This window comes from Paenibacillus sp. Aloe-11 (genome assembly GCF_000245715.1).
Taxonomy (GTDB): Bacteria; Bacillota; Bacilli; order Paenibacillales; family Paenibacillaceae; genus Paenibacillus; species Paenibacillus kribbensis.
In genome coordinates this window covers 12,494-18,696 of sequence record NZ_JH601081.1, presented here as the reverse complement: position 1 = coordinate 18,696, position 6,203 = coordinate 12,494, and the positions used below count along the sequence as shown (strand labels likewise).

Annotated in this window: 7 protein-coding genes; 6 read left to right on the top strand and 1 reads right to left on the bottom strand. The window is 46.0% G+C overall.

Annotated elements, in window-relative coordinates:
* From WG8_RS24345 to WG8_RS24330, 4 genes are all read left to right on the top strand, one after another.
* Positions 1–751: HNH endonuclease (locus tag WG8_RS24345; protein ID WP_007432953.1), on the top strand; the 751-nt coding region annotated here is incomplete at its 5' end.
* Between the two features lie 452 nt (positions 752–1,203).
* Complete coding sequence (locus WG8_RS24340; protein WP_007432952.1) at positions 1,204–1,635, top strand: DUF1641 domain-containing protein; 432 nt, start codon at positions 1,204–1,206, stop codon at positions 1,633–1,635.
* A gap of 27 nt (positions 1,636–1,662) precedes the next feature.
* Positions 1,663–2,844 carry an NAD(P)/FAD-dependent oxidoreductase gene (locus WG8_RS24335; RefSeq protein WP_007432951.1) on the top strand — a complete coding sequence of 394 codons (1,182 nt, stop codon included), beginning with the start codon at positions 1,663–1,665 and terminating at the stop codon, positions 2,842–2,844.
* 193 nt (positions 2,845–3,037) lie between these two features.
* Positions 3,038–3,841, top strand: coding sequence for a copper amine oxidase N-terminal domain-containing protein (locus tag WG8_RS24330; protein WP_007432950.1), 804 nt, complete (start codon positions 3,038–3,040; stop codon positions 3,839–3,841).
* A 77-nt stretch (positions 3,842–3,918) separates the two neighbouring features.
* On the opposite strand, the gene WG8_RS24325 is transcribed toward WG8_RS24330, so the two are convergent.
* Entirely contained in the window at positions 3,919–4,962 is a 1,044-nt protein-coding gene (locus WG8_RS24325; RefSeq protein ID WP_007432949.1) for a stalk domain-containing protein, read from the bottom strand.
* A gap of 320 nt (positions 4,963–5,282) precedes the next feature.
* Here WG8_RS24325 and WG8_RS24320 point away from each other — a divergent pair, with 320 nt between their 5' ends.
* Together WG8_RS24320 and WG8_RS24315 are read left to right on the top strand one after the other, a co-directional pair.
* Positions 5,283–5,798, top strand: coding sequence for a DUF2179 domain-containing protein (locus WG8_RS24320; RefSeq protein WP_007432948.1), 516 nt, complete (start codon positions 5,283–5,285; stop codon positions 5,796–5,798).
* A gap of 117 nt (positions 5,799–5,915) precedes the next feature.
* The gene (locus tag WG8_RS24315) at positions 5,916–6,128 is read left to right on the top strand and encodes a cold-shock protein (protein ID WP_007432947.1); all 213 of its coding nucleotides are present in this window, start codon (positions 5,916–5,918) and stop codon (positions 6,126–6,128) included.
* The last annotated feature ends 75 nt before the right edge of the window (positions 6,129–6,203 follow it).

The window sequence follows — 6,203 nt, the reverse complement described above, 5'->3', positions numbered from 1 at the left end:
GGAGTTTCAGCGCAGACCCGGCCGCCGGGCGGGTCCATATTCCCGGCGTGGTCCTTGCCGTTCCTGCCGGGGATTAGCCGCACAAGAGCGTGTGGCTCCGTCTGCCCCTTCTTCCGGCGAGGAAATGAAGCCCTTGGCCGCTTCCATGATGCGGCATAACCTGGGGGCAGGTGAGGCTGTCCCAAGTCTGGATATATCAGCACAGCCTGACCTGTTGCCTCACCTACCCCGCAGGAAGCCAGTCACAGATAAGGCGCGTGAGCGCCATCGGCAGCGGGTGCGGAATCTGCTTGGCAGGCTAAAGCCTGCGGATACCCGTGCATTGCGGCTCAATCGCAACGGCATGATTCGGCTCAGAGGCAGATCCGATCAGGGGAGACGCTGGCATCAGGAGATTGAACTTGATTTGGCGATGACTTTGGTTAGAGAGCGCATGGCGGTGATTGTAAACCCATACACCGTTCGCAGGCTCTACAGTAACAAGGAATTTCGTCAATACGTGCTCAAGCGTGACCGTTATACCTGCTTTTTCTGCGGCGGCTATGGTGATACAATTGATCATTTACTGCCTCGGGCTAAAGGTGGGCATACGACGCCGGTCAATTGTGTATGTGCCTGCAACGAGTGCAATCAGATTAAAGCTGCCCGTGATGTAGAGGAATTCATCGAGTCCGGTGTGCCGCTCCCGTCTCCTGATGATTTCGAGGCTCCCGATGATTCTGATACTTCTGAGGACATCTTGCATACGTAGGGTGTTCCTGAGGGAGTATCAGCCTATATTAGTGCCCTTTTGAGCGGTAAAATTGGACAGAAAACGAGTTTATTCTAATTTTTATCTAAAATAACAAATAAAAATTTGCAGAATTTTGTGTAAATTTAAAATTTTTTCGACGTTTGTGTTGTAAAAAGTGTAATATAGAGGTATATAGAGGTATAGGGTTCCGTTTCGGCCTGTTATAGTCACGAAGAAGCGCTTCGTGAGATATTCCGCAGCAGTAACAACAACAGAATACCGTCCGAGCAATATACAATTGGCATCTGCGATAATCAGTCTTGCCCTTTAGGGTATAGGCCGGTTTAAGCTGTGCTTCTTGCATGTTTAAGGACGCGAGTTCATAGAATGTTTTATTGCTAGAGTTTATAGATACAGGTTATGAGAAAGGGATGGACTTCTATTTTCACAGTAAAGGAGGACGTTCACGCATGTCTGAAAACCAACAAGAGGTGGCTGTAACACAAGAAGCTGCCAAAGAGTCTCGGGATGTATTGGACCAATTGATGAAACCGGAGGTTCAGCAATCGCTGACCGTGCTGGTAGAGAATCTGCCCAAGTTGACTGAGATGGTTACTCTGATGACCGACGCTTATGATGTAGCTCGTAGTTTGGCAACCGACCCTGTCTTTCTCGGAGATATGAAAAACTCCATGGGAGAGTTTGTGAAGCCTGTTACAGAGTCGGCTAAAGGTTTGGCTTCTGCTGCCATTGAAGCTAACGACCGCGTGCAAACTACGGACGGCAGTGTAGGTCTGTTTGGATTGCTCAAAATGCTTAAAGATCCAAATGTACAAAAAACACTGCGTTTCAGCCAGGCTTTCCTGGACATTCTGAATGAGCGCCAACGCGAAAGCAAATAATTATCTGATCAAGAACGGAGGATGGACATGTCGAAGCAAATTTTGATCTTGGGCGGCGGATACGGTGGATTGCTGGCCGCTCTCACAGCACGCCAGCATCTGGACGCTAGCCAAGCAACCATTACAGTGGTAAACCGCTTTGCGTCGCACCAAATTATTACGGAGCTGCACCGTTTGGCGGCAGGTACAATTGCCGAAAAAGCAGTTGCACTTCCTTTGGAGAAGCTGCTGCGTAACAAAGATATTATTCTGAAAGTGGATACCGTTTCGGAAATCAAACCGGACGATAAAAAAGTAACCTTGGCCAGTGGCGCTACGTTGAGCTATGACGCTCTCGTTATTTCCCTGGGCAGTGAAACGGCTTACTTTGGTATTCCAGGACTGCAAGAGCACAGCTTCACACTGAAATCAGTGGCGGAAGCCAATCGCATTCGTGCACATGTCGAAGCTCGTCTGGATGCTTACAAGCAATCCGGCAACAAAGCAGATGCTACAATCGTTGTCGGCGGTGGTGGTCTGACAGGCGTCGAGCTGGTAGGCGAATATGCTGACAAGCTGCCTGTGATTTGCCGTGAAAAAGGCATTAACTACGAAGACATTAGCCTCTACTGTGTAGAAGCTGGACCATCTATTTTGGCAGGCTTCCCGCAGGCACTGGTTGATCGTGCAGTCACAAGCCTTGAAAAACGTGGCGTTCAAATCGTAGCTGGTGTTCCAATTACGGAAATGAAAGCCGACGAAGTTCTGCTCAAAGACGGACGTTCGATCAAAACGAGCACATTGGTCTGGACAGGCGGCGTACAAGGCAACGCACTGGTTGGCGCATCCGGTATCGAAGTGAACCGTGGTCGTGCAACCGTGAATGGTGCCTTGCAATCGACTTCCCACGAAGACATCTTCCTGGCTGGTGACAGCGCAGTGGTGTTCCCGAGTGAAGGCGAGCGTCCATACCCTCCAACTGCACAGTTGGCTTGGCAAATGGGCGAGACGGTGGGTTACAACCTGTTTGCTTACTTTAACGGAGCAAAAATGGAACAATTCACACCTGTATTCTCCGGTACGCTGGGCAGTTTGGGCAGAACAGACGCGATCGGCACGGTAGGCGCGAATGGCACCCAACTGAAAGGCGCTGTAGCTACGTTGATGAAAGAAGGCAGTAACATCCGTTACCTGTCCCACATTAAAGGACTTTTTGCATTGGCTTATTAATATTTCTTGCTTTTATATGCTTTATTCAAAGAGAGTGCAATTCTGTGCTCTCTTTTTGTTTTGCAGTTAAATCCATTATAAACCAGTATATGTAAAATGTCATGTGTATTTTTGGATATATGTTGTAAATTATGGTTGATATGATATTTTTGTGACGATACACTGGTAACGAACAATAACGAGGAGGGGCATTATGAAAATCAGGTTATTAATTTGTCTTATAGTTTTATTAAGTTTTGCTGATGCTAACTTGAATTGGGCATCAGCTCAAGCTCAAGGCCAAACGCCGATACACCTCAAGGTCAATGAACATTACGTCTTATATACCTATCCCGCATCACCCTTTGTGGACAATAAGAACAGACTACTTATACCACTTCAAGCGGCCAAGGATATATTGGGTGGTAAAGTAACTTACAATGCAGCGAGCAAAACCGCTTCTGTCGATCTGTTGGGCCGTAATGTAACGGTCACAATCGGATCACCCGAAATATCGGTTAACGGCGAGCCAGTGATAATGGATACAGTCCCCATCATGAAAAGTAATGCGATGTTTTTACCGGTATCCATTCTGTTGAAAGATACAGATGCGAAGATGGAGTGGAATCCCAAGCGTGAATTATTGTCACTAAAGCATGATAGTTTTACCGAAAGCCCAGTTCTTATGAATTTTAAGGGACAAGACCTGGCTCAGGTCATGGATGCGAACGCGTTTGATCTTACTTCCTTTGATTGGGATCGAAAAAAAGGCATATTGGATATTTATGCTATGTACGAGAGCAGCTTATCACCCGACTTCAAGCAAATCGACTTTAATCCTATGATTGTCTATAGCAAAGGAACCTATAGCGTATATCCTTATTCTAGACCCAGTATGTTTTACAAAGTCAAAATAACCAGCCCCGGTCATTTGGTGTATACAACAAATACAGGTAAAACCAATGCGGATAGTGATTATATAAAATACATTACTTCCGTAAGCAGATTGATTAAATAGTGGAACGCATGATGTTTGTATATCACAAAAAGCGACAAGGGCTCTAAAGCCTTTGTCGCTTTTTTGAAAGATTAATCTTAGAAGGTAATGATTTGGCTGCTGTTCCCTTTATTGCGTACGTATCCCACGACTCTGTCAACGGACTCTCTATTTTTTAGATGATAAATAACGCCATCTGTCAGGCTGGTTCTTTGAGTGCTAGAGAGTTTATTCCAGTCATCTGAAGTTACATACACATCCACGGTAGCTTCACTGCTGTCGCCTCTCACAGTGAAATCAAGGTTGATGCCGGCGTAGCTGCCGTATCTATCGGTCAAATTACGCTGGATCGTGCTTGAATCCAAAGATGAAGCTATTTTCTTAATCGTAACATCGCCTCTGCTGTTGGATGTAAAGGTCGCCAATTTGTCCCTATTACTGGAGTTCTTCACTGTGCCTTCCACATCGGCATCTTTGTACTCTTTCAAAATATCTTCAACGATGTCCTCCAGATAGCTTTCCCTTCTACTGTCGGATAGGTCATCCCATCTGGACTTTGTCATTTCGATGGTCACGGTAATATCGCTTTTATTGCCATCCAGCGTGATATCCGAGTTCGTGTTGTAGGAATCACTGTAATCCTTGTTCAGTTGCTTTTGGAGATCTTTCAAGGTGTCAGAGCTGTTTTTGCTTGCTTCATCTTTTAGCGCCTGATTGTCTTTTTGCAATTGAGCAATGGTAGCGTCTTTCGTCGTGTTCGCTGCTTTTGCTGTGTTCAGCTCTTGAGTCAGTGTTGTAATCTGGTTGTTCAGTGCTGTAACCGTAGATTGATCAATCGGAACACCGTTGTCAGTAATGACTACGCGTTTGTTGGTGCCATCCCATTGTACTTTTTTATCCAAAGCTGTGCCCGCCAGCTTCAGCGGGATATACGTCACGCCATCCAGCAAGAATGGTTCTGTTTTGGCATCAGAAGGAACCTCGGTTCCGTTGTAGATAATTTTAATATTGTTAAAAACTGCTTGGATCGGCTTAGTTACTTGTGCAGCATATGTAGATTGGCTGAACAGCGCCCCGGAGATGGCCAAGGCCGACACGGCAGTGATGATGACAGGTTTCTTCATGGATTTCAATGATTTCATTCGTTGGTCTACCCCTTTATTTAAGAATTAGCGTGGTTCATAGACTAGAGTAACATTAATACCTACAAAATCCAACACATTTGGAAGAGTAACTGTTGGTTGTGCTTATATTGTTTAGACGCAACAGTAACCGTAAAAGTTGCCCTGTTTACACAAATGTTTTTTTTAAAAAGCAACGAACCCAAATAAAACAAACCCACTGCACAAGACAACGAGACTTGTAAGATAAAACGTCATACGAAACCTGAGGCTGTATATGACATACAGGGGCATAATGATGAGTACAGACCAAATCAGAACGTGAAGTGGGGAGTGAGCGTATGCTCAAAATTTTGCTATTTATTCTCGTTATTCAAATGATTTATGTGTCGGCGTATACACTGCGCATGATTTTGACGCTGAAAGGTCAGCGGTATATCGCTGCGCTCATTAGCACCGTGGAGGTTACGGTCTATGTGCTTGGCTTGAATGTGGTGCTCAAGTATCTGGATCAGGTGGCGAGTCTGGCGGTATACGCTATTGGTTATGCGTTGGGTATTCTTATCGGGGCCTGGATTGAGGAAAAAATAGCACTCGGCTACGTCACTGTCAAGGTTATCAGCAATGAGATCAATGGAGGAATTGCCAATGCGTTGCGAGACAAAGGATACGGCGTTACAGCCTGGCTGGGCAGTGGGCGGGACGGAGAACGTCTGGTGATGGAAATTTTGGCTAAACGGAACAATCAGAATAAGCTGTACCAATCGATTTTGGACCTGGACCCCAAGGCCTTTGTCATAACGGTAGAACCGAAGCAATTTCATGGCGGTTTCTGGACCAAGGCAATCCGCAAATAAATATTTTGGTAAAATACGCATATTTTTCGGAGGCTGGAGCATATTAATACTCGCACAGGCGAAAATGAACAGAATGCCGACAGGGGATTACCCTATAAAAACCGAGGGGGAATGTAGATGTACAGACGCCAGGCCCCGGAGATCATCCCAGAGGAAAATACAGCCATTTGGTCGTGTACAAACGAGGGCTGTAACGGCTGGATGCGAACGGATTTTACCTTTTTGAGCGAACCGGTGTGTCCACTTTGCCAGGCCTCGATGGGGCAGGAAATGCGGATGCTGCCGATTCTCAATCAGGCGGGCAATACCTTTGTCGCCCAACGCTCTTGAATCAGGATTTGCAACATCTATGAACACCAAAAGCCGCTCCAGCACATGCTGAGCGGCTTTTGGTGTTGGAGCCAT

Bases quoted from the DNA above. Each gene is read 5' to 3' on its own strand.
- WG8_RS24320 (WP_007432948.1), top strand. From the start codon at position 5,283: ATGCTCAAAATTTTGCTATTTATTCTCGTTATTCAAATGATTTATGTG.
- WG8_RS24315 (WP_007432947.1), top strand. From the start codon at position 5,916: ATGTACAGACGCCAGGCCCCGGAGATCATCCCAGAGGAAAATACAGCC.
- WG8_RS24335 (WP_007432951.1), top strand. From the start codon at position 1,663: ATGTCGAAGCAAATTTTGATCTTGGGCGGCGGATACGGTGGATTGCTG.
- WG8_RS24330 (WP_007432950.1), top strand. From the start codon at position 3,038: ATGAAAATCAGGTTATTAATTTGTCTTATAGTTTTATTAAGTTTTGCT.
- WG8_RS24340 (WP_007432952.1), top strand. From the start codon at position 1,204: ATGTCTGAAAACCAACAAGAGGTGGCTGTAACACAAGAAGCTGCCAAA.
- WG8_RS24325 (WP_007432949.1), bottom strand. From the start codon at position 4,962: ATGAAATCATTGAAATCCATGAAGAAACCTGTCATCATCACTGCCGTG.